The following is a 22,941-nucleotide window of genomic DNA, read 5'->3' on the forward strand; positions in this document are numbered from 1 at the left end:
AAGCCAAATCAGTACAATCTAATTTGGGCTCTTTAAATTCAGAACGAAACGATATAACGCTCCCCTGGACCAGGGGAGCGTTTTTTATTTTTTATAGCAAATTAGGATACCGTATAGGTAAGACCCCTTATGAAATAAAGAACCAATAGGTAAATCATATATAAGAAAGAGGGATATCCGTGGCAACAAAATATATCTTTGTAACAGGTGGAGTAGTGTCATCGTTAGGAAAAGGAATCACGGCGGCTTCTCTAGGTCGTTTGTTAAAAAACAGAGGGTTGAAAGTGACGATCCAGAAATTCGATCCGTACATCAACGTCGACCCGGGAACAATGAGTCCTTATCAGCACGGCGAGGTGTTCGTAACGGAAGACGGAGCAGAAACGGATTTGGACCTTGGTCACTATGAGCGTTTCATCGACATCAACTTGAACAAATTCAGTAACGTGACAACAGGTAAAGTCTACTCAAGCGTAATCAAGAAGGAAAGACGTGGAGACTACTTAGGTGGTACCGTCCAGGTCATCCCACACATCACGAATGAAATCAAAGACCGTGTCTTCCGTGCAGGGCACGAAACGAATGCAGATGTCGTCATTACGGAGATCGGTGGAACAGTCGGAGATATCGAATCCCTTCCATTCTTAGAAGCAATCCGTCAGATCAAGAGCGATATCGGCCGGGATAACGTTATGTACCTTCACTGTACATTGGTACCTTACTTGAAAGCTGCTGGTGAAATGAAGACAAAACCGACCCAGCACAGTGTGAAGGAATTGCGTTCCCTAGGTATTCAGCCAGATGCGATCGTTTTGCGTACAGAAATGCCTATTTCAGAAGATATGAAAGAAAAAATCGCGTTGTTCTGTGATATCAATAAAGATGCTGTCATAGAAGCGGGCGATGCGGAGACTCTTTATAACGTACCGATCACTTTGCAGGAACAGAATCTCGATCAACTGACTTGTGATCACTTCGGCCTGAACTGCCCTCCGGCAGAAATGACAGAGTGGAACAAGTTGATCAACCAAGTGACGAACCTGGAAGGAAAAACGACAATCGGACTTGTCGGTAAATATGTAGAACTTCCAGATGCTTATATTTCTGTTGTAGAAGCACTTAAGCACGCTGGTTATGACTACAATACAGATATCAATGTGAAGTGGATCAACTCCGAGGAGCTTGAAGGTACAGATGTATCCGAACAGCTGAAGGACGTTGACGGTATTCTAGTTCCAGGTGGATTCGGTGACCGTGGTATTGAAGGAAAAATCGATGCGATCCGTTATGCTCGTGAGAACAAAGTGCCTTTCCTTGGAATCTGCTTAGGGATGCAGCTTGCAACGGTTGAATTTGCACGAAACGTACTCGGTCTTGATGGAGCACACTCTGCAGAAATCAACCCTGCAACGCCACACCCGATCATCGACCTATTGCCGGAACAGAAAGAAATCGAAGATCTTGGTGGAACACTACGCTTAGGCGTTTATCCATCTCGTCTTACAGCAGGCACGAAAGCGATGGAAGCTTATGGGGAAGAAGTGGTGTACGAGCGTCACCGTCACCGTTTTGAATTCAATAACCACTACCGTGAACAAATGGAAGCGGCTGGTTTCTTATTCTCTGGTACAAGCCCGGATGGCCGACTTGTCGAAATCATCGAGGTAGAAGATCACCCTTGGTTCGTTGCAAGTCAGTTCCACCCAGAGTTCAAGTCCCGCCCGACTCGTTCTCAAGAACTTTTCCACGGCTTCATCGGAGCAGCAATCAATCAAAAATAAGTAACAAAAATAGCTGAGGTTTTCACCTCAGCTATTTTCAGGCTGTTGGGCATTTGAGTTGTGCATTTGAGTTGTGCATTTGAGTTGGGGACGGTTCTCGTGTTTGACCAAACACGAGAACCGTCCCCAAACAAAACCCAACAAGTTCAGATCAGATATCCTCTTCCAAAAATAGAAGAAATTAGCGAAATAGAACATACATACGGCAGGAACTAAGTCGGCTTTCATCGAAAGTAAGTGAAGAGACTAGATATATAAATAGGACGAGGGGTATAGAGATTTCTATTTGAAAGGCGGTATAAGATGGCGAATCCAATTCTAATAGTAGACGACCAAAGCGGAATACGACTTCTCTTAGAGGAAGTACTGAAAAGCGCTGGATATCAAACACTCACAGCGAAATCAGGGAAACAGGCGTGCGAGCTTGCTAGTGACCACGACGTGGATCTGATGATCATGGACTTTAACTTACCTGTCATGCACGGACGTGATGTGCTGAATAAAATGGTAGAAATGGAATGTGATTTTCCCGTCATCATTATCACAGGTGACTCAGAAGAGTCCGTTAGAGAACAGGTGGATCATTCCTTTGTGAAAGATATTATAAGCAAACCGTTCGACATCCAAGATTTTCAAAACAAGGTAGGCAATGTACTAGAAAAAAGCCGAACCTAACTTTTTTTTGGATGTAAGCGCTCTATAATAGCTGCGGTTGTTGCACCGATGGGTGGGTATTGGTATTCTATTACTGTAGCTTAAGTTACCAGTGCTTTTTATCCAAAAATCACTTGTAAATAGTCGAACGTATTTTTCAAAGGAGGATCTTTCATGCCGTTAGTATCTATGAAAGAAATGCTAGAAACTGCTAAAGAAAACCGTTATGGTGTTGGGCAGTTCAACTTAAATAACCTTGAGTACGCTCAAGCAATCCTACAGGCTGCTGAAGAAGAGCAGTCCCCAGTTATCCTTGGTGTATCTGAAGGTGCTGGACGTTACATGGGAGGCTTCAACGTTGTTGTAGACATGGTTAAAGCCCTTATGAAAGCTTACGGTACAACTGTACCTGTCGCTATTCACCTTGACCACGGTTCAAGTTTCGAGAAGTGTGCAGAAGCAATCCACGCAGGTTTCACATCTGTTATGATTGACGCTTCCCACGATCCACTTGAAGAAAACATCGCGGTTACGAAGAAAGTTGTAGAACTTGCTCACATCCACGGTGTTTCTGTTGAAGCAGAACTTGGCCGCGTAGGTGGACAAGAAGACGATCTTATCGTAGACGATGCAGAAGCTGCATACGCGATTCCTTCTGAGTGTAAGCAACTAGTTGACGAAACAAACGTTGACGTATTCGCTCCAGCACTTGGATCTGTACACGGTCCTTACAAAGGTGAACCGAACCTTGGCTTCGACCGTATGGAAGAAATCATGGGTCTTGTAGACAAGCCACTTGTTCTTCACGGTGGTACAGGAATCCCTACAGCTGACATTAAGAAAGCTATTTCTTTCGGTACAGCTAAAATCAACGTAAACACGGAAAACCAGATCGCTCAAGGTAAAGCGGTTCGTGAAGTTCTTGCTGAACAGCCTGAACAATACGACCCTCGTAAATATCTTGGACCTGGCCGTGAAGCAATCAAACAAACCGTTATCGGCAAAATGCGCGAATTCGGTTCTTCTCAACAAGCTAAATAAGTACATTCAGGAACCGTTACATAGTAACGGTTTCCTTTGCATCAGTTATGAAAACGCCATCATTTGATGAATTTCGGGAAAACTCTACATTATTTTTGACAGGGGTGAGCAGGATGAAATTTTTTATTGATACGGCCAATATTGAAGATATCAGGGAAGCGAATGCTCTAGGAATTCTGGATGGGGTGACGACAAACCCAAGTCTTGTGGCGAAAGAGGGCGTCTCTTTCCACGATCGCTTGAAAGAGATCACAGCGGAAGTTGAAGGATCAGTCAGTGCAGAAGTCGTGTCAGAAGACGCGGAAGGGATGATCAGTGAGGGGAAAGAACTTGCTGCGATTGCACCGAACATTACGGTTAAAGTCCCGATGACCCTCGAAGGTTTGAAGGCTGTCAAAGCGTTCTCAGATTTGAAAATCAAGACGAACGTAACACTCGTATTCTCTGCTAACCAAGCTTTACTTGCGGCACGTGCTGGCGCAACATATGTATCTCCTTTCCTTGGAAGATTGGATGATATCGGTCACAACGGAGTAGATTTGATTGCTCAGATTTCAGAAATCTTCGACCGTCATGCCATCGATACAGAAATCATCGCAGCATCGATCCGTCACCCGGTTCATGTAACGGAAGCTGCTATTCACGGTGCGCATATCGCGACGGTTCCTTTCAAAGTCTTCCAACAAATCGTCAAACACCCACTCACAGACCAGGGGATTGAAAAATTCCTCAATGACTGGAATAATCAAAAATAACTAGAGTGTAATGGAAATTATTGCACATACTAGGTGTATCATCTTTACCAATAAAGCGAGGAGTATTTCATGCATAAACTTTTAGTGGAAGGCGGGACGAAGCTGCGCGGACAAGTCCGTGTCAGTGGAGCCAAAAACAGTGCCGTAGCTTTGTTGCCAGCAGCGATTTTAGCTGAGTCACCAGTCACAATCGAAGGGTTACCGAACATTTCGGATGTGGGGATTTTATCGGATCTGCTTGAGGAAATCGGAGGTACGGTTCACAAAGATGGACGTACCGTCTATATCGATCCTTCCAAAATGATCTCGATGCCGCTGCCGAATGGAAAAGTGAAGAAGCTCCGTGCTTCTTATTATTTCATGGGCGCAATGCTTGGTCGTTTCAATAAAGCGGTCATCGGTCTGCCTGGTGGATGTCACTTGGGACCACGCCCAATCGACCAGCACATCAAAGGCTTCGAAGCGCTAGGTGCAGAAGTAACCAATGAACAAGGTGCGATTTATCTTCGCGCTGAAGAACTACGTGGGGCACGGATCTACTTGGATGTAGTCAGTGTAGGTGCCACCATCAACATCATGCTCGCCGCCGTCCGTGCCAAAGGGAAAACGGTGATTGAAAATGCGGCGAAAGAACCGGAAATCATCGATGTAGCTACGCTTCTTACCAGCATGGGTGCCAAGATCAAAGGTGCTGGAACGGATGTCATCCGCATTGAAGGTGTCGATCAGTTGCAAGGGTGTCTACATACGATTATTCCGGATCGTATTGAAGCGGGAACCTACACCATCATGGCCGCCGCTCAAGGCGATGAGATGATCATTGATAACGTCATTCCCCAACACTTGGAATCTTTGATTGCCAAATTGCGTGAAATGGGCGTGACGATTGAGGAGAATGATGAGCAACTTTATGTGCGGCCAGGCAAGCGATTGAGCAGTGTTGATATTAAGACGCTGGTCTATCCCGGTTTCCCGACCGACTTGCAGCAGCCCTTCACATCTTTACTGACGAAAGCAGAAGGGACAGGTGTTGTTACGGACACCATCTATCAGGCTCGTTTCAAGCATGTCGATGAGCTTCGTAGAATGAATGCCTCTATTAAAGTCGAAGGTGGTTCCGCTATTGTGACGGGCCAATCCCACCTGCAAGGAGCCAAAGTGAAAGCTACCGACTTGAGAGCGGGAGCAGCACTTGTCATTGCCGGTTTGATGGCAGATGGCATCACGGAAATCACAGGTGTGGACCATATCGAGCGAGGGTATGAGAATATCACGAACAAGCTGATCGAGCTTGGTGCGAATGTTTGGTATGAAAAAATGTCAGAAGCTGAAGTAGAACAATTTCAGAATAGCTAAAGACCGATTTCCATGGGGAGATGAGGAAAAATCTTTTGAACCCAAATGAGGAGAGGTTACCATGGAAAGAAGTTTATCAATGGAATTAGTTCGAGTGACGGAGGCGGCAGCATTATCTTCCGCCCGCTGGATGGGGAGAGGGCGAAAGGAAGAAGCGGATGATGCCGCAACGTCTGCGATGCGCGACGTTTTCGATACAATCCCGATGAAGGGGACCGTTGTCATCGGCGAAGGGGAGATGGATGAGGCCCCGATGCTGTACATCGGTGAAAAGCTTGGCAACGGATATGGTCCTAGGGTCGATGTCGCTGTCGATCCGTTAGAAGGGACGAACATCGTTGCCCAAGGGACATGGAATGCACTTGCTGTGATTGCAATCGCCGATCACAGCCGGATGCTGCATGCTCCGGATATGTACATGGATAAGATCGCGGTCGGACCGGAAGCCGTCGGTAAGATTGATATCAACGCTTCGGTCAGCGAGAACTTGAAGGCCGTTGCGGAAGCGAAAAACAAAGATGTGGAAGATGTCGTTGCGGTTGTCTTGAACCGTGAGCGCCACCAGCGGATCATTGAGGAGATCCGTGAGGCTGGTGCCAGGATCAAGCTTATTCCGGACGGGGATGTGGCAGCAGCCATCAACACAGCCTTCGATCATACCGGTGTCGATATTCTGTTCGGAAAGGGCGGAGCCCCAGAAGGCGTGTTAGCAGCAGTGGCTCTCAAGTGTTTGGGAGGAGAGATTCAAGGGAAACTCATCCCTTCCAACGACGAAGAGCTATACCGCTGCCAGTCGATGGGGATAGAAGATATCGATAAAGTCCTGTATATGGATGATTTCTGTGGCGGGGAAGACGCCATCTTTGCAGCAACCGGCGTGACAGATGGTGAATTGCTGCAGGGTGTCCAGTTCAAGGGTCAGAAAGCCACGACCCAAACCGTTGTCATGCGGGCCAAATCCGGGACCGTACGCTTCATCGACGGGGACCACAGTTTGAAGAAAAAACCGAACTTAGTTATAAAACCATAAATAGTTGACCAAACCAAAGAAGAACTGCCGCGAGAAGCGGCTATTCTTCTTTTGGGATGGTTCTGTTACACACTTAGAGATGTAATTACTGGGAGATATGTAAAACGAGACCACCAGCAGAACCACCTGCAGCCCATAGCATCTCCCACCAATACTTCAGTTTCCTCCTAGTCTATTGAATATTTTTCACACATGAGCATTGAAACCTTTCGTTCCGAGGAGTACAATAAAGGTTGTTTGATAGAGATAGAAGAAAATATTCTTAAATTAGCCTCCGTAAGCTTCAAACACATAACTTCTACTCGATTCTCCCATTTCTTCTATTACACGTAGAGAAGTCTAATACATTTCAAATTCGTAAGCTTACAATACATGCCCAATCAGGCAGTATAGAAAAATTCATAAAAGTGGTGATTTTGTGGCAGAACTAACGATCTCTCAACTAGAGACGATGACTTTGAAAGGGCTCTATGAAAAAGCTCGACAGTTCAAAGTCTCTTACTATGCGAAACTGACAAAGAGAGAATTGATTTTTGCAATCTTGAAGGCGCAAGCTGAGAAAGATGGCTTTTTGTTTATGGACGGAATTCTAGAAATTATTCCATCAGAAGGGTTCGGTTTCCTTCGACCAATTAATTACTCCCCTAGTGCTGAAGATATCTACATTTCCGCTTCCCAGATCCGCAGATTCGATTTGAGGAACGGGGATAAGGTTTCCGGTAAAGTACGTCCGCCGAAAGAAAATGAACGTTATTATGGCTTACTGCACGTAGATGCGGTGAACGGGGAGGACCCGGACTCTGCAAAAGAACGTGTTCACTTCCCGGCGCTGACACCGTTGTATCCAGACCGCCAAATGAAACTCGAAACATCATCGAAGATGCTTTCTACGAGAATCATGGACGTTATGTCTCCGGTCGGGTACGGACAGCGTGGATTGATCGTTGCACCGCCTAAAGCTGGTAAGACGATGCTCTTGAAGCAAATTGCAAACAGCATCTCGACGAATCATCCAGATGCGAAATTGATTATTTTGCTGGTCGATGAGCGTCCGGAAGAAGTGACGGATATCGAACGCTCTGTAGCGGCAGACGTCGACGTTGTAAGCTCGACGTTCGATGAAGTGCCAGAGAACCACATCAAAGTATCAGAACTTGTACTTGAGCGGGCGATGCGTCTTGTAGAACACAAGCGTGACGTCATCGTATTGATGGATAGTATTACGCGTCTTGCGCGTGCTTACAACTTGGTCATCCCACCGAGCGGCCGTACATTGTCTGGTGGTATCGACCCTGCAGCGTTCCACCGTCCGAAACGATTCTTCGGTGCTGCGCGTAATATCGAAGAAGGCGGCAGTCTGACGATATTGGCAACGGCTCTAGTCGACACAGGTTCACGTATGGACGATGTCATTTATGAAGAGTTCAAAGGGACAGGAAACATGGAGCTGCACTTGGATCGCAATCTTGCCGAGCGCCGCATATTCCCAGCTATCGATGTACTTCGTTCTGGTACACGAAAAGAAGAACTGCTTATGCAGAAGTCGTACCTCGATAAAGTATGGGCGATCAGAAAGACAATGTCTGATTCCCAGGACTTTGCAGACAGATTCCTGCGTCGTCTGAAGTCTTCGAAGAACAATGACGAATTCTTCGACTTGATGGACAAAGAGATGCAAGGTAAAAAGACGTCTCCACGCCGTTCTAGAACAGAAGCATAATTTACGTTCTTATCTTGCAATGGTAAGACGAGACTGTTATAATCTTTCTATGTGAGTTTCAGTAAAAGGTGATGTTAATCAACCTTCGACGGCTCTTACAATAACTCTGTTTCTAAAGGATTCAGGGCAAAAAGGAGTGGAAGAACATGAAATCAGGAATTCATCCAGAATACCGTAAAGTTGTATTCCTTGACACAAGTTCTAATTTCAAGTTTCTAACAGGATCTACACAATCCTCTGAAGAAACAATCGAATGGGAAGATGGAAACACGTATCCATTGATCCGCGTTGAGATTAGTTCTGAGTCACACCCGTTCTACACTGGTAAGCAGAAAGCTGATAAAGCTGGCGGCCGTGTTGATCGATTCAAGAAAAAATATAACCTTTCATAATATTCAGGGCTCATCGTTCGATGAAAACTGCATCATTTTGAACAAAAACAGGCAAATTGTCTCGACCGTTTGCCTGTTTTTTTGTCAAAAAAACAGGGTAACGTAAGAAAGTTCATGATAAATAGCGTACTTATCCACATCATTGAAGCTATGATGTGGCTCTAGAGAGCGACTTTGTAGTTTTGGTTATGTGGAAAAAGGATAAATGGGGAGCTGTCCGTGGTGATGCTCGAGTGCTGGTCACCGGGAGGGCTCTTTTTTGATGAATGTGGTGAGAAGCGAGAAGGGAGCGACAGTGCACGTGTATGTAATGAAGCAAAGCGGTTGGGTAGAGGTCATTTGTGGAAGTATGTTCAGCGGTAAGTCAGAGGAGTTGATTCGTAGAGTCCGTCGTGCGACGTTCGGTAACTTGGCGGTAAGAGTTTACAAACCTGCGATAGACGATCGGTATCATGAAGATGCAGTCGTTTCCCACAACGGTACATCCGTGTGGGCCAAACCAGTGAAGGAATCGCTGGATATATTGAAAGAAGTAGACGATCAAGTCGATATCGTCGGCATCGATGAAGTGCAATTCTTCGATGAACACATCGTGGAAGTCGTAGAATGTCTAGCCGATCGCGGCATCCGCGTGATTGTAGCGGGGCTGGATACGGACTTCCGAGGTGAGCCGTTTGGTAAAATGCCTGAACTGATGGCGCTGTGTGAGAGCGTGACGAAATTGAACGCCATTTGCCCGGTATGCGGTTCACCTGCCAGCAGGACGCAGCGCCTGATCGACGGTGAGCCTGCCTCTTACGATGATCCGATCATCTTGGTCGGCGCTTCCGAGTCGTACGAGCCTAGATGCAGGCACCATCATAAAGTACCCAACAAGCCCAGGCAACAGGAAGTGAAAGCAGCCTACGCTGAAAAATAATATCTGTCATAAAACCCCGGCAGTCACGGAACTGTCGGGGTTTTTGTGTCAAAAAGTTCTGTTATTAAAAACGAGCTCTACTGGTTCCGCTGTACAGAACAAAGTTGACTCCTATGGGACGAAGTGGATAGGTGAGACCCTGGAGGGAGCTTAGCGAGTGAGGAGGCTAAGCGCCGCCCCATGGAAAGCGAGTCGTTTCTCCGACACCGCTACACACATCCAATATGCTCCGATGTGCTGAAACCCCTTTTGAATCGGCTCGAATCGGTTTAAACTTGAAGCAGTTGAGGAAGCCACATAATAAGGTTACCTGACCGCTTAAATCAGAGAAGGGTGGAGTCAGCAATGTCTGTTTGTGATCCGAAAATACTCGTGGAAAGAACCAACTTGCTGAAAGAATGTGCGGATGCTTATGCGTATGCTGTAGAGGTCGTCTCCAAGAACAGTGTGATGGCAGAAGACATCTCCCGTTCTTGTGCAGAGGTTTGTTATCAGAGCGCAGAAGAGTGTCTGTCGCTTGATCATGATGCGCTCGCTGAGGAGTTATACAACATGTGTTATCAATATGCCGTGTTGTGTGAGAAAATCATCGGAAACAATAAACCCGCATATGAGAAAGCGCAGTTGAAAGAAAGCAGCTAGAACCCTGTGATAAGCGGGGTTTTTTTAATGGAGACTTTTACATATCTTCACCTCTTCAGGCAACACTAACAAAAAAGAAGAAGAGGTGAACCTGAGATGAGTAAAACACTCTTAGTAATAGGTGCAATCATGTTCTTGTCCGCTTGTGGATTACAAACAGAACATTATCAAGGTCAGACTAGTCGGGATGACGTAGAGAATATGGGAATGAACGATGATGCAACGCAGCAGACACAGAATCCCCGTGTCGTGAATGAACCGGGTACTACGTGGGGCTTGAAGCAGGACCGCGAGCTGATGAAACAAGCAGTCGATCAAATCCCTGGTGTCAAAGTGAAACGTCTGATTATGGAAGCAAGTCAAGTATGGGTGACGGTTGATGTTGATGGGGCAGAGGATTTGTCAGAAGAGGAACTGAAAGACTGGAAGACCGAAGTGAAGCAAGCGATTTATCGTGCTGTTCCCCGTTATAATACGCACGTGAAAATCAACTGACTCTTTTAGCTGTGGTTGTATCCGTGCTTGCTCTATAATATAATTAGAATGTTATGGAGAAAGAGGTGTATACCATTGATCGAACGGTTACAAACATTAGAAGATCGATATGAGAAACTCAATGAATTATTGAGTGATCCTGAGGTCATTTCGGATACAAATAAGCTGCGTGAATACTCGAAAGAGCAGTCTGGCTTGACTGAAACGGTGACAGCTTATCGTGAATATAAGGATGTCAAAAGTCAGCTAGAAGATGCTAAGTCTATGCTTGAAGATAAGCTGGACGATGAAATGACGGAAATGGTCAAAGAAGAGATCAACGAGCTTTCGGAGCGTAAAGTGGAACTTGAAGAACGCCTGAAGATCCTTATGCTGCCGAAAGATCCGAATGATGACAAGAACGTTATTATGGAAGTCCGCGGTGCAGCAGGGGGAGACGAAGCCGCCTTGTTCGCTGGGGACTTATACCGTATGTATGCCCGCTACGCCGAAACACAAGGGTGGAAAACAGAAGTCATTGAAGCGAACGCTAATGACGTAGGCGGGTACAAAGAGATCATCTTTATGGTAAGTGGGGATCGTGCCTACTCTAAGATGAAGTTCGAAAACGGCGCACACCGTGTGCAGCGTGTACCGGAAACCGAGTCTGGTGGTCGTATCCACACGTCCACAGCGACTGTTGTCGTTATGCCGGAAGCGGAAGAAGTGGAAGTAGAAGTGCACGATAAAGATATCCGTGTCGACACATTCGCATCCAGTGGTCCTGGTGGTCAGAGTGTAAACACGACGATGTCTGCCGTGCGTCTTACACACGAACCGACCGGAATTGTTGTTTCTTGTCAGGATGAAAAATCCCAGATCAAGAACAAGGAAAAAGCAATGAAAGTACTTCGTGCTCGTATTTACGACAAGTTCCAGCGTGAAGCGCAAGCTGAGTTGGACGAAAGCCGTAAGTCTGCTGTCGGTACTGGGGACCGTTCTGAGCGAATCCGCACGTACAATTTCCCGCAAACACGTGTAACGGATCACCGTATCGGTCTTACACTTCAGAAGCTCGATCAAATTCTTCAAGGGAACATGGAAGAAATCATCGAAGCTCTTCTTATTGAAGAACAGACGAAGAAAATGGAGCAGATCGGTGAATAATACGTTTACGACCATTGAGGAAGCCCGCCGCTGGGCTTCCGTTTTTTTGCGGGAAAATGGTAGAGAAACACGTGTTGCTGATTTGTTACTCGAACATTATTTAGCATTGCCTTTTGCGAAATTGCTCGCCTCCGGCCCAGATCCGTTCCCTGAAGAACAACGTGATCGCTTTGTGCGAAGTATCGAGCAGCATGCAGAAACGGGCGTTCCTGTTCAACATATCATCGGAACAGCTCCGTTCTATGGCAGGGAGTTCCATGTGAATGAAAACGTGTTGATTCCACGTCCGGAAACAGAAGAACTGGTTGTCGGTGTGGTCGACATGATTCGGAAATGGGACTTGGATAACCCGAAGGTTGTGGATGTCGGAACGGGTAGTGGCGTCATTGCGATTACAATCGCGCTCGAACAGCCTGATGTGAACATGATTGCATCAGACATATCAACAGAAGCTTTGCAGGTAGCGAAGTCGAACAGCCACTTGCATGAAGCTGGTGTGGACTTTTTACAAGGGAACTTCCTTGAGCCGCTTCAAGATCAAGCTGTGGATATCGTCGTATCGAATCCGCCATATATTGCCTATCATGAAAAAGAGACAATGGACGATACAGTCGTCGACTTCGATCCAGAACTTGCGCTGTTCACGGATCAGGAGGGACTCGCTGCTTATCAGACGATTGTCGAGCAAATCAGTGGTTGGGAGCGGAAACCGTACTTGATTGCATTCGAAATAGGCTATCAGCAAGGGGAAGCCGTGACCAACATCATAGAAGGACAGTTGGATGGTTACGATGTAGAAGTCCGACAAGACTTGAACGGAAAAGACCGGATGATATTTGCTGTTCTGAAGGAGAAATGATTTAAGGGAGTCCGTGTCCATACGGGTTTTCCGAAGCGTTTATCAGTTTTTGAGATTCATAGGTTTAACATCTTTTTTTCCTGCCCATACTTACGACTAGAAGCAACACGGGGGAGGAAATAAAGATGAAAAATACTATGCTATTATTAATATCTCTTATCATTATTCTTACTGTACTACCTTGGGGTGAACAAACGGATGCTGCGAGGGACTACCAAGTCATTCCGGATGAAGCGATCCGTCTCCGGATCCTGGCTGACAGCAACGACGAAAGTGATCAGCAGATCAAACGATTAGTGAGAGATCGTGTCAATGAAGAGATTACGTTATGGGTAGAAGATTTGACGTCTATCGAAGCCGCCCGAAAGCTTATCCGAGAGCGCCTTCCTGAGATTCGCACGATTGTAGGAGAGACGTTGAAAGAAGAAGGCTTAGAGTACGACTACACGGCTGATTACGATACCAACGTGACGTTCCCGACCAAATTGTACGGTTCTTATATCTATCCTGCCGGAGAATATGAAGCTATCCTGATTACACTTGGGGAAGGGGAAGGCGATAACTGGTGGTGTGTATTGTTCCCACCACTTTGCTTCCTGGACTTCTCGAACGGTACAAGCGTAGCTGAAGCGGAAGAGAAGGCACCTGCACAAGAGACAGAGCCGAAAGAGCAGGAAGTCGAATTCTTCCTAGTGACATTGTGGAACAAAATCTTTTCATAAATCATAGAGTACCGAACATATTATCCACATCCTTTCTCATAGAGTGTAGTAGAAAGGGTGTGGATTTACTATGTATATCGAGAAAGTAGAAGATCATCTCTATCAATTGAAAAAAGGAAAAGAGAAAATCGGTGATTTTCATCTGGTGCCTGTGGAGGACGAAGGTCGTAAAATCGAAAAGCTGCAGGTCAGTGAAGAAATCAATGCTGGGGGAGTCCTTGCTATATTCGAATTGATCCAAGCTTATGCGTGGAAAGAAGACATTCCTGCTCTCTATGTGGAAAGCCACTCCGATTCTCTCGACTTTTTACTACAACATCAACAATTTAAATTAGAGGATGTCGAAAAACGCTTGTGGAAATATCAAGTTAATCACACATAATTGTGCATAACTGCCTCATTTATTCACAAAAACCTATACAATTGTGGATATCGTGTGAATAGAGAAAATTCAGACAGATAAATAACTAACGGATTCTTTGGATATGTGGGTATCTTTGTGGATAACTTGAGGACATGTTGAGGACATCCTGTGAATAACGTCGAAATTTGCTAAAAAATGTAGAATTCTTTTATAGTAGTAGTATCGAAACTTGTCAGAGAAGGAGTATCAAGATGAGCATGCAAACGAAGATGTGGATACCTGAAAATCCATCTGATCCGAAGGACGCTTCCATCCAAGAAGCAGCCCGGTTATTGAACCACCAAGAAGTCGTCGCTTTTCCAACAGAAACAGTCTATGGATTGGGGGCTGATGCGACCAACGAAAAAGCCGTGTCCGGGATTTTCGAAGCGAAAGGAAGGCCATCTGATAATCCACTGATTGTTCACGTTTCCAACCGGGAACAGGTGGATTTGATGGTGAACCACATTCCCGATGTAGCTTATTCCTTAATGGAGGCATTCTGGCCGGGGCCGTTGACACTCATTATGGAGAGTAATGGGGCCGCTGCTTCCAATGTGACAGCTGGATTATCAACCATCGGGATTCGTATGCCAAATCATCCTTTAGCCCTCGCTTTGTTGGAAGCGACGGGCAAACCGCTTGCTGCACCGAGTGCCAACAGGTCCGGACGCCCGAGCCCGACAAAGGCAGATCACGTCAAACAGGATCTTGATGGCAGAGTGGCTGGAATATTGGACGGCGGAACAACAGGCGTTGGTCTTGAATCTACCGTGCTTGACTGTACGTCAGATGTACCGGTCATTTTAAGACCAGGCGGCATAACGAAAGAACAATTGGAAGAAGTGCTTCCTCACGTTGCAATCGATCCAGCGCTTGCTGGAAGCGAGAGCGACAAACCGAAATCTCCTGGAATGAAATATACGCACTATGCTCCTGAGTCCCCTTTATGGTTAGTCGAGGGAGAAGATGACTTTTTCATCGAGCAATTGGAGCAGTTGAAACGGGACGGGCAGCGCGTAGGTGTCATTGCAAGCCATGAGCTGGCTGGCAAGCTCGACCATGCACCTGTGATACGTTGCGGATCGCGCGACCAATTATCAGAAGTTGCGGTCAAGTTGTATGATGCTTTAAGAGAATTCAAACGTTCAGAAGTGGACATCATTTTGACGGAAGCCTTCTCAGAGAAAGGTGTAGGAGCCGCTGTGATGAACCGTCTTCGGAAAGCGGCTGTACAAGTCGTTTCCGAGGACTAGCATAGAATCCCCTTTTCACGCATAACTTGTTAGAGGTTTGCATGAAAGGGGGATTTGTCGTTGGAACAGTGGACTTCTTTATTGCTGTTGTCAGTGGCTTTGGGACTGGATGCTTTCTCTGTATCGCTCGGGATGGGGTTGCAACGGGTCCGTTTAAAACACGCTTTTTCAGCAGGTATTGTGGTAGGTGGTGCGCATGTCGTGATGCCTGGACTTGGAATGTTACTCGGCGATTGGCTGTCTGACAGTGCCAGTCAGTGGACGACCCTGGGCGGCGGAATTCTCTTGTTTGGGTTAGGTAGCTATACCGTGTTTGCATCATTGTCTGAAAAGCAATCTACAGGATATACACTAGCTGGAGCGGGCATCTGGTTGTTCGCTTTAAGTGTCAGTATCGACAGTTTTCCTGTCGGCTTCAGTTTGGGGCTTCGGGATTCGGAGTTTTGGATTTCGGTGCTTTCATTCGGGTTTTTCAGTATGGTCCTGACATGGACAGGTTTCGTTGTCGGAAGACGTGCTGGAGCATTGCTGGGGACATATAGTGAATTGCTCGGAGGGAGTATTCTTTGTGCCCTTGGGTTGTATACAATCTTTTAATAGTGACGTTAGGATTCGTTCGAAATAAAACGTGTGATATGATGGAAGAAATGGACTAGGTAAGGAGTACGATACCAATGAACATCTTATTTGTTTGTACAGGAAATACGTGCAGAAGCCCGATGGCAGAAGCGATTCTCAAATCGAAGTGGCCGGAAGAGAAAGTCCGTTCGGCTGGGGTTTTTGCAGGAGAAGGGGAGCCGATGGCGGCTAATTCGGATGTAGTCCTTCGAGAGAATGGATTTAGCCTCGACCACCAAACGACGCAAGTAAGAGAGGAATTATTGGAATGGGCTGACTTGATCCTTACAATGACGGACCGCCACAAGCAGGCACTTGCGCTTCAGTTTCCTCATCATGAAGACAAATATTTCACATTGAAGGAATACGTTCTCATCGATCAAGAGGAGTGGCAGCAGTTGAAAGAACTGTACGCTGCTTTTGAAGAGAAGCGGTCTGAGATTATGCAGAACGGGACGGATTTGTCTCCGGGAGCTTTAGAAGATAAATTGAGAAAAGAACTAGCAGAAGAAATTAAGCAGATTCAGCAAATTGAACAGCAGCTGCCTGATGTGAACATCATCGACCCATTTGGCGGAAATGTGAATATTTATCGAGAAACGAGAGATGAACTAGAAAAGCATATTGAACTCCTAGTAAAAAAGTTAGAGAATAGAGATAAATAACTAGTTCTCTGGGAGGTTTTCTATTGTGTCTCGTAAGTATAAGTCCAGTCTCCGCCTTAAGTTAGTCTTGTTCATAACAGGACTAGCCATCATTACATACTCCTTTACGGCTTTATTCATCTATGGGTTACAAGGGTACGTCGAGACGTACTGGCAGATATCGCAAGAATCCTTTACCGTGATCACTTTACTACTCGGTGTCATTTGGTCTGGGATTCTTGCGTATTTCATTTCAGGATTCATCACTCGCCCGCTCAACCGTTTAGAAAAAGCGGCGACGGCTGCAGCAAAGGGCAGGCTCACGGAAAGGGTGGAGGTACGGAAATCAGATGATGAAATACGCTCCCTTTCCATCGCTTTCAATAAAATGATCGACAACCTGGGCAGCGTTGTTGGTAATATCGATAAGCACTTCGAAGAGACACATCAGACGGTCGTAAAGATGAAGGCATCAGCTGATAAAGCGACAGATCAGGCAAGAATGATCAGCCATACGACACAAGAGATTTCAAAAGGCGCGGAGACATCCGCCGCTGCCGTTCAACATAACGCCGAGTCAGTGGAGGAAGCCACTCATTTAGCGGAGCAAGTGCAGCTAAAAGCGTCTTCCTCAAGAGATAAGTCCGAGCAGATGCTGGTCGTATTGAAGCAATCAGAAGAAGTGGTACGGCATCTGGTTCAAGGAATTCAGCGAGTCGCAGATGATCAACAAGAGTCCTTGCAAGATGTGGAGAGGTTGAATAAGAATGCCCAAGAAGTCGAGAAAATCATCGGCCTTGTTGGTGATATCTCAGAGCAGACGAATCTGCTTGCATTAAACGCGTCGATTGAAGCCGCGCGGGCGGGAGAACACGGAAAAGGGTTTGCCGTAGTGGCAGATGAGGTGCGCAAGCTGGCAGATGAGAGTGCCTCCTCTGTCCAGAAGATTGCTTCCTTGATTGAGACCATTCAACACGACGTCCAACAAGTCGTCCGCCAAATGACGCAGCAGATGAACAATTCGAAGAAAGAAGCGGAAAAAGGACAAGCGACGACCGATGCGATCAAGCAAATGGATACGTCTGTGAAAGAAGTCGTCTCCACTATACAAGACATTTCGGAGATGGTAGAGCAACAATTGACATCCATCCGGGAATCTTCCAGACAATCGCAGGAAGTAGCGGCAGTTGCAGAAGAAACATCGGCTGGTGCCCAGGAAGTGAGCGCATCAATCGACGACCAAACGAATTTGATCGAAAATGTAGACGCGCTCGCGAACGCTTTGGAGAGACAAGCCTCTTCCCTTAAGGAACAGATTCTTCAGTTCCAATTGACAGCCCATCAGGAAACTGGCACGATGAAGGCAAAGTAACCTGAGGGAGTTTCACTTTCTCAAGTAATTTCTTAGGGGAGGAAACAAGATGAAGGTCATATTAGCTTCCGATCACGGCGGCGTTCAACTGCGAAAAGAAGTAGCGGATGTATTAGATGAGATGAACATTGAATTCGAAGATATCGGCTGCGACTGTGAAGGGTCTGTCGATTACCCGGACTACGGCATCCCAGCTGCTGAACGTGTGGCGGATGGAGAATTTGATAAGGGGATTCTCATCTGCGGTACAGGAATTGGCATGTCCATTTCTGCAAATAAAGTCAAAGGAATCCGTGCAGCACTGGTTCATGACCTATTTACAGCAAAGGCCACACGCGAACATAATAACTCGAATATTCTATGTATGGGAGAGCGCGTCATAGGGCCGGGATTGGCTCGCGAAATTGCGAAGACGTGGGTATCCACAGAATATGAAGCGGGTCGACACGAAAAGCGTGTAGGGAAGATTGCCGAATACGAGAATAAGTAATACAATGTAACGTAGAAAGCGGAAGCGGCTATTGCGGACGCTTGTGAAAAAGGGGGAGCATGACGCTTCTCCTTTTTGTAAATGTGAAGGAGGAAGGTACGTGACTGATGTAGCAGCCATCCAAACTGATGTAAAACAAGTGGTGGAGCAACTCGTAAGCAGTGGTACCGTCAAGCCGGGACTATTCGTCGTCGGATGTTCCACCAGTGAAATAGCAGGAGAGCGGATCGGGACTTCAGGTAGTGAAGCAATTGCAGAAGTAGTGTACAGCGAATTGCGTGAACTCTGTAATCAGACGGGCACTAAGCTCGCGTTCCAATGTTGTGAGCACTTGAACCGTGCTCTAGTCGTAGAGCGTTCCGTTGCGGAAGCAAATCACTGGACGATTGTAGCGGCGATTCCCGTCCCGAAAGCAGGGGGATCGATGGCGTCTTACGCTTACAAACAGATGCAGGATCCTGTCTTAGTGGAGAGGATCGAAGCAGATGGTGGTCTTGATATCGGAGATACGCTGATCGGCATGCATCTGAAACGAGTTGCCGTCCCACTTCGGTTGGACCAGAAGTCGATCGGCAAAGCGCATATCACGGCAGCCAAGACAAGACCTCCTTTGATTGGTGGGGCACGAGCTGTGTATGAAACACAGCAAGCAGAAGGTTCTTGTGATTAGATTTGAAAGGGGAATGGGAAACGATGAATCATGTTAAGTCAACAGATGCAGAGATTTTTTCCGCGATTCAAGACGAACAAAAGCGTCAACAGGATAATATTGAGCTGATTGCTTCCGAGAACTTCGTATCAGAAGCTGTCATGGAAGCGATGGGGTCTGTATTAACGAATAAGTATGCAGAAGGCTATCCTGGTCGCAGGTATTATGGTGGTTGTGAACACGTAGATGTCGTAGAAAACCTGGCACGCGAACGAGCGAAAGAATTGTTCGGAGCGGACCACGTCAACGTTCAGCCGCACTCCGGTGCCCAAGCGAATATGGCGGTGTATTTCACCGTTCTTGATCATGGCGATACGGTTCTTGGCATGAACTTGAATCACGGTGGACACCTGACACACGGCAGCCCAGTCAACTTCAGTGGTCAGCTTTACAATTTCGAAGAGTACGGTGTAACCGAACAGGACCAACGAATCGATTACGATGCTGTATTGGCAAAAGCGAAAGAAGTGAAGCCAAAGTTGATCGTAGCCGGTGCTAGTGCGTATCCTCGTGAAATCGATTTTGCCAAATTCCGTGAAATCGCTGATGAAGTAGGAGCTTACTTAATGGTGGACATGGCCCACATCGCTGGTCTTGTAGCTTCCGGTCTTCATCCGAATCCGGTACCACATGCGCATTTCGTAACGACTACGACGCACAAAACACTTCGTGGACCACGTGGCGGCATGATCTTCTGCACAGAGGAATTCGCGAAGAAAATCGATAAATCCGTATTTCCGGGTATGCAAGGTGGTCCGTTGATGCACGTCATCGCGGCGAAAGCAGTGTCTTTCAAAGAAGCACTTCAGCCGGAATTCAAGAAATACTCCCGTCAAATCATTGCAAATGCCAAACGTCTCGGCGAAGCTCTTCTGGAAAGAGGAGTGAACCTCGTATCAGGTGGGACAGACAACCACTTGCTACTACTTGACCTTCGTCAGAACCAACTGACAGGTAAAGTCGTTGAGAAAGCCCTTGATGAGATTGGCATCACAACGAACAAGAACGGTATTCCGTTCGACCCGGAAAGCCCGTTCGTCACAAGCGGAATCCGTATCGGTACCGCAGCCGTAACGAGTCGCGGATTCAAAGAAGAGGAAATGGAAGAGATTGCGGACTTGATTGCCTTCACATTGGAGCATCATGAAGATGAAGCGAAAATGAAAGAAGCCAAGCAGCGTGTTCAACAACTTACTTCCCGTTTCCCGCTCTATCAATCTTTAGTTCAAACGAAGTAATCTACTAGAACCACCAGCCATCCGCTGGTGGTTTTTTATGTGTGTCGAGAAATTCCCTTCGGTTCTATTCAGTATGGATAAGCGGTGTTGGAGAAACGACTCGCTTTCCACGGGCGTTCGCTGAGCCTCCTCTCTCCCTATCGGTCGTTGCGGGGTCTCAGACTGTACTATGTTCCCGTAGGAGTCTCGCCGTTTCTCCAACACCGTTACAAAATAAGTAGGAACCTCTTGTGCTTCCGGACCAAGAATAGAGCGAGGGGATGTACGCTTATAAACACATGGTTTTGTTCGCACGTAATATGAGAAAGTGGGTTGGAAAGCTATGAGACTCCTGTGGGATACACGGGATAGTCGAGATCCCGAAGGCGTAGCCTGAGGTAGCAAAGAAAGATAAGGAGGTTCGATCTAAAACCGCCACATCAAGTGGCAACGTCGAACGACCCAACGTCCTGTTGGGCCGGAAAGCGAGTTGTTTTCCAGTCCACGCAACACTACATTTCCTAACAAAACCAAACTCTACACTTTTCAAAAACCTGTTAAACCCCCAGCCCTCCGCTGAGTGTTTTTTATGCTTTTATAGTTTGACCTAATTATTATAGAGACGATTTTTATTATTAATTGAAAGACACCCTTCAATAGCTGTCAGTAGACGATTTGTATTGACAGAAAAATACAGTTATATCAAAAAGAGGGTTAATTTTTTTGAAGTAGGGAAAAATTTCTTCGTATGCATGAAAAATTGTCTTAATCAAACGTTTGTTTAAACTTGAAGTCACGTTTTATTTTCAGTACAATTTAAAGGATGTAAACTTTGAGGAGGAGTGATCGGCAATGGGAAATGTATATGTACTGGACCATCCATTAATTCAACACAAACTAACCTACATACGTAAAGCGGAAACGGGTACGAAAGACTTCCGTGAACTCGTAGATGAAGTAGCGGCACTGATGGCGTTTGAAATTACACGCGATCTTCCATTAGAAGAAGTCTCAATTGATACACCTGTCGTATCTGATGCTAAAGCGAAAGTCCTGACTGGTAAGAAAATCGGCCTTGTTCCGATCTTGCGTGCGGGCCTCGGCATGGTAGATGGCATCATCCAATTGATTCCAGCTGCAAAAATCGGACACGTAGGTCTATACCGTGATCCAGAGACGTTACAACCTGTCGAATACTATGTAAAACTTCCTAGCGATATTGAAGAGCGTGAACTGATTGTCATCGACCCGATGCTGGCAACAGGTGGATCTGCGAACGAAGCGATTCATTCCTTGAAGAAGCGCGGAGCTCGCCAAATTCGTCTGATGTGCCTTGTGGCTGCTCCAGAAGGTGTTGAAGCAGTTCAGAAAGAACACCCTGATGTCGATATTTATTTAGCTGCTCTAGATGAGAAACTGAACGAAAAAGGCTATATCGTTCCAGGCCTCGGCGATGCCGGTGACCGCCTGTACGGTACTAAATAAAGGGGGCGAGCATATCATGACTGACCGTGTAAAGTGATGACGACTTTCGGGACAAGACCAGAAGCAATCAAAATGGCACCACTTGTTCTCGAATTGAAGAAACGATCCGAGCAATTCGACCCGATTGTTGCTGTTACGGCTCAGCATCGTGAAATGCTCGATCAAGTACTAGATATTTTCGGAATCGAACCGGACTATGATCTTGATATTATGAAGTCGCGTCAGACGCTAGCCCAAGTTACGACGCGTGCGCTTGAGGGATTGGATCGGGTCATGAAAGAAGCGAAGCCTGATGTCGTATTAGTACACGGAGATACGACCACGACATTTGCTGCTTCTTTAGCCGCCTACTATAACCAGATCCCTGTCGGTCATGTAGAAGCAGGGCTCCGGACGTGGGACAAGTATTCCCCATTCCCGGAAGAGGTGAATCGTCAGCTTACAGGTGTGATGGCGGACCTTCATTTTGCTCCGACAAATAAATCTCGTGATAATCTGCTTGCTGAGAATAAGCAGGAAGATCGTATTTTCGTTACTGGAAATACGGCCATCGACGCGATGCAGACGACTGTTTCGAATGATTACGCCTCTGAGGTTTTAGAAGAATTAGGGGGTAAACGTCTCGTTTTGATGACAGCACATCGTCGTGAGAATCTCGGGAATAACATGCAGCAAATGTTCCGGGCGATCAAGCGTTTAGTCCATGAACATTCGGATATACAAGTCATCTATCCGGTTCATCTCAATCCAGTAGTGAAAGAAACAGCGGATGAAATTCTAGGTGATGAAGATCGGATCAAGCTGATCGATCCGCTTGATGTCATTGACTTTCATAATTTCGCTGCCCGTGCCCACCTGATTTTAACGGATTCAGGTGGCGTACAAGAGGAGGCGCCTTCATTCGGTGTGCCTGTACTTGTGCTTCGTAATACGACGGAGCGCCCCGAAGGGATCGAAGCCGGGACACTCAAGCTTGCCGGAACGGATGAAGAATATATCTTCCATTTGGCAAATGAATTGTTGTCAGATGACGAGAAGCACGCAGCGATGTCCAAAGCTTCGAATCCATATGGAGATGGGAAAGCCTCTGCACGTATTGCAGAAGCGATCCGCTATTTTTTCAAGCATCGTCAAGATAAACCGAAACCATTTGAAATCGAGTAAGGGGAGACCGGCATGTCCGGTCTCTCTTTTTTTATTTCTGCATAGCTCTTTCCTCACGACACAAACTAAAC

Annotated in this window: 24 protein-coding genes; all 24 read left to right on the plus strand. The window is 46.4% G+C overall.

The genetic code is table 11. From position 1 onward, the window contains the following. Positions 1-179: 179 nt before the first annotated feature. The gene (locus tag E4663_RS15675; RefSeq protein ID WP_135328317.1) at positions 180-1,781 is read left to right on the plus strand and encodes a CTP synthase; all 1,602 of its coding nucleotides are present in this window, start codon (positions 180-182) and stop codon (positions 1,779-1,781) included. Between the two features lie 303 nt (positions 1,782-2,084). Next, positions 2,085-2,456 (plus strand): response regulator, encoded by a 372-nt coding sequence (locus E4663_RS15680; RefSeq protein ID WP_079477929.1) that lies wholly within the window; start codon positions 2,085-2,087, stop codon positions 2,454-2,456. A 153-nt stretch (positions 2,457-2,609) separates the two neighbouring features. Then, positions 2,610-3,476, plus strand: coding sequence for a class II fructose-1,6-bisphosphate aldolase (gene fba, locus E4663_RS15685; protein WP_079477930.1), 867 nt, complete (start codon positions 2,610-2,612; stop codon positions 3,474-3,476). Between the two features lie 113 nt (positions 3,477-3,589). Continuing rightward, the gene (gene fsa / locus E4663_RS15690; RefSeq protein WP_079477931.1) at positions 3,590-4,231 is read left to right on the plus strand and encodes a fructose-6-phosphate aldolase; all 642 of its coding nucleotides are present in this window, start codon (positions 3,590-3,592) and stop codon (positions 4,229-4,231) included. A 69-nt stretch (positions 4,232-4,300) separates the two neighbouring features. After that, the gene (locus tag E4663_RS15695) at positions 4,301-5,587 is read left to right on the plus strand and encodes a UDP-N-acetylglucosamine 1-carboxyvinyltransferase (protein WP_079477932.1); all 1,287 of its coding nucleotides are present in this window, start codon (positions 4,301-4,303) and stop codon (positions 5,585-5,587) included. A 61-nt stretch (positions 5,588-5,648) separates the two neighbouring features. Beyond that, positions 5,649-6,617 (plus strand): class II fructose-bisphosphatase, encoded by a 969-nt coding sequence (glpX, locus tag E4663_RS15700; RefSeq protein ID WP_079477933.1) that lies wholly within the window; start codon positions 5,649-5,651, stop codon positions 6,615-6,617. Positions 6,618-7,035: 418 nt separating this feature from the next. After that, positions 7,036-8,337 carry a transcription termination factor Rho gene (gene rho / locus E4663_RS15705; RefSeq protein WP_079477934.1) on the plus strand — a complete coding sequence of 434 codons (1,302 nt, stop codon included), beginning with the start codon at positions 7,036-7,038 and terminating at the stop codon, positions 8,335-8,337. Positions 8,338-8,483: 146 nt separating this feature from the next. Then, positions 8,484-8,729, plus strand: coding sequence for a type B 50S ribosomal protein L31 (locus E4663_RS15710; protein WP_079477935.1), 246 nt, complete (start codon positions 8,484-8,486; stop codon positions 8,727-8,729). A 301-nt stretch (positions 8,730-9,030) separates the two neighbouring features. Further along, a complete protein-coding gene (locus tag E4663_RS15715; protein ID WP_079478459.1) occupies positions 9,031-9,648 on the plus strand; it encodes a thymidine kinase in 618 nt (205 codons plus the stop codon). Positions 9,649-9,993: 345 nt separating this feature from the next. After that, on the plus strand, positions 9,994-10,290 hold the full coding sequence (locus E4663_RS15720) for a four-helix bundle copper-binding protein (RefSeq protein WP_079477936.1): 297 nt from the start codon (positions 9,994-9,996) through the stop codon (positions 10,288-10,290). A 96-nt stretch (positions 10,291-10,386) separates the two neighbouring features. Continuing rightward, positions 10,387-10,785 (plus strand): hypothetical protein, encoded by a 399-nt coding sequence (locus E4663_RS15725; RefSeq protein ID WP_079477937.1) that lies wholly within the window; start codon positions 10,387-10,389, stop codon positions 10,783-10,785. 75 nt (positions 10,786-10,860) lie between these two features. After that, positions 10,861-11,931: a peptide chain release factor 1 gene (prfA, locus tag E4663_RS15730; protein ID WP_079477938.1), complete on the plus strand. Its 1,071-nt coding sequence runs from the start codon at positions 10,861-10,863 to the stop codon at positions 11,929-11,931. Then, positions 11,924-12,790: a peptide chain release factor N(5)-glutamine methyltransferase gene (prmC, locus tag E4663_RS15735; protein WP_135328318.1), complete on the plus strand. Its 867-nt coding sequence runs from the start codon at positions 11,924-11,926 to the stop codon at positions 12,788-12,790. The genes prfA and prmC overlap by 8 nt, the downstream gene beginning before the upstream one ends. A 125-nt stretch (positions 12,791-12,915) precedes the next feature. Next, the gene (spoIIR, locus tag E4663_RS15740; protein WP_079477940.1) at positions 12,916-13,512 is read left to right on the plus strand and encodes a stage II sporulation protein R; all 597 of its coding nucleotides are present in this window, start codon (positions 12,916-12,918) and stop codon (positions 13,510-13,512) included. Between the two features lie 70 nt (positions 13,513-13,582). Beyond that, positions 13,583-13,894 (plus strand): hypothetical protein, encoded by a 312-nt coding sequence (locus E4663_RS15745; RefSeq protein WP_079477941.1) that lies wholly within the window; start codon positions 13,583-13,585, stop codon positions 13,892-13,894. 239 nt (positions 13,895-14,133) lie between these two features. Further along, a complete protein-coding gene (locus tag E4663_RS15750) occupies positions 14,134-15,171 on the plus strand; it encodes an L-threonylcarbamoyladenylate synthase (RefSeq protein WP_135328406.1) in 1,038 nt (345 codons plus the stop codon). Between the two features lie 60 nt (positions 15,172-15,231). Next, a complete protein-coding gene (locus E4663_RS15755) occupies positions 15,232-15,768 on the plus strand; it encodes a manganese efflux pump MntP (RefSeq protein ID WP_135328319.1) in 537 nt (178 codons plus the stop codon). A 77-nt stretch (positions 15,769-15,845) separates the two neighbouring features. Next, complete coding sequence (locus E4663_RS15760) at positions 15,846-16,454, plus strand: low molecular weight protein arginine phosphatase (protein ID WP_135328320.1); 609 nt, start codon at positions 15,846-15,848, stop codon at positions 16,452-16,454. A 25-nt stretch (positions 16,455-16,479) separates the two neighbouring features. Then, complete coding sequence (locus tag E4663_RS15765; protein WP_135328321.1) at positions 16,480-17,805, plus strand: methyl-accepting chemotaxis protein; 1,326 nt, start codon at positions 16,480-16,482, stop codon at positions 17,803-17,805. Between the two features lie 49 nt (positions 17,806-17,854). Next, a complete protein-coding gene (gene rpiB, locus E4663_RS15770; RefSeq protein ID WP_079477945.1) occupies positions 17,855-18,295 on the plus strand; it encodes a ribose 5-phosphate isomerase B in 441 nt (146 codons plus the stop codon). Positions 18,296-18,434: 139 nt separating this feature from the next. Further along, positions 18,435-18,965: a TIGR01440 family protein gene (locus E4663_RS15775; RefSeq protein ID WP_241657225.1), complete on the plus strand. Its 531-nt coding sequence runs from the start codon at positions 18,435-18,437 to the stop codon at positions 18,963-18,965. 23 nt (positions 18,966-18,988) lie between these two features. After that, complete coding sequence (locus E4663_RS15780; protein ID WP_079477947.1) at positions 18,989-20,242, plus strand: serine hydroxymethyltransferase; 1,254 nt, start codon at positions 18,989-18,991, stop codon at positions 20,240-20,242. Between the two features lie 831 nt (positions 20,243-21,073). Next, a complete protein-coding gene (upp, locus tag E4663_RS15785; protein WP_079477948.1) occupies positions 21,074-21,706 on the plus strand; it encodes a uracil phosphoribosyltransferase in 633 nt (210 codons plus the stop codon). 36 nt (positions 21,707-21,742) lie between these two features. Continuing rightward, positions 21,743-22,870 (plus strand): non-hydrolyzing UDP-N-acetylglucosamine 2-epimerase, encoded by a 1,128-nt coding sequence (gene wecB / locus E4663_RS15790; RefSeq protein WP_135328322.1) that lies wholly within the window; start codon positions 21,743-21,745, stop codon positions 22,868-22,870. Positions 22,871-22,941: the final 71 nt, after the last annotated feature.

The sequence above is a fragment of the Halobacillus salinus genome (assembly GCF_004684905.1).
Taxonomy (GTDB): Bacteria; Bacillota; Bacilli; order Bacillales; family Halobacillaceae; genus Halobacillus; species Halobacillus salinus.